Here is a 1,419-nt window from a genome sequence, read left to right on the forward strand (position 1 = left end):
CTCTAAACCCAAGGTTCGAACAAACTGGGAGCACTTGATGCGTGTTGCGATGATCGGAGCGGGCTATGTCGGCCTGGTGTCGGGCGCCTGCTTTGCGGATTTCGGCCACGACGTGTGCTGCGTCGACAAGGATCCGGCCAAGATCGAGGCTCTCAACCAGGGCGACATCCCGATCTTCGAGCCGGGCCTGGCCGATCTCGTGGCCAAGAACGTGCGCGAGGATCGCCTGACCTTCACGACCGACCTGGCCCAGGCGGTCAAGGCGGCGGAGGCGGTCTTCATCGCCGTGGGCACCCCGTCCCGGCGCGGCGACGGCCATGCCGACCTGTCCTATGTCTACCAGGCGGCCCGCGACATCGCCGCCGCCATGGACGGCTACACCGTGGTGGTGACCAAGTCGACCGTGCCGGTGGGCACCGGCGACGAGGTCGAGCGGATCATCCGCGAGACCCGGCCCGAGGCGGCCTTCGCCGTGGTGTCCAACCCCGAATTCCTGCGCGAGGGCGCGGCGATCGCCGACTTCAAGCGGCCCGACCGCATCGTCATCGGCACCGAGGACGAGCGGGCCAAGGGCGTGATGACCGAGCTCTACCGCCCGCTCTACCTCAACCAGTCTCCCCTGCTGGCCATGTCCCGGCGCACGGCGGAACTGACCAAGTATGCGGCCAACGCGTTCCTGGCCACCAAGATCACCTTCATCAACGAGATCGCCGACCTGTGCGAGCAGGTGGGGGCCGACGTGCAGGACGTGGCGCGCGGCATCGGCCTCGACAACCGCATCGGGGCGAAGTTCCTGCATGCCGGCCCCGGCTATGGCGGCTCCTGCTTCCCCAAGGACACCCTGGCCCTGATCAAGACCGCGCAGGACCACGAGGCGCCGATGCGCATCGTCGAGACGGTGGCGGCGGTCAACAGCCAGCGCAAGCGCGCCATGGGCCGCAAGGTGATCGCCGCCTGCGGCGGCTCGGTGCGGGCTAAGACGGTGGCGGTGCTCGGCCTGACCTTCAAGCCCAACACCGACGACATGCGCGACGCGCCCTCCATCGACGTGATCACGGCGCTCCAGGATGCGGGCGCCCGGGTGAAGGCCTACGATCCGGAGGGCATGGCGGCGGCCCGGTCCGTGCTGACCGACGTGCAGTATGCCCGGGACCCCTATGACTGCGCCCGCGGGGCCGATGCCCTGGTGCTGGTGACCGAGTGGGACACGTTCCGGGCGCTGGACCTCGCCCGCCTGAAAGCCACTCTGGCGGCTCCGGTGGTGGTCGACCTGCGCAACGTCTACCGCCCGGAGGAGATGCGCCGCCACGGTTTCACATACGTGAGCGTCGGGAGATGATTGGCGCGTATCTCGGTGCCGTCGATGATTAAAGCGGGACTCCAGTCCATACAGACCTCGTTGGTAGCGTGGTGCAATGA

At 67.9% G+C, this 1,419-nt stretch carries 1 protein-coding gene; it reads left to right on the top strand.

Translation table 11 applies throughout. The features are described from left to right. Window positions 1-1,339 (top strand): UDP-glucose dehydrogenase family protein (locus tag ACYVOK_RS36170; protein WP_460667134.1); only part of this gene is annotated, 1,339 nt, incomplete at its 5' end. Window positions 1,340-1,419: the final 80 nt, after the last annotated feature.

The organism is Kribbella swartbergensis (assembly GCF_054784135.1).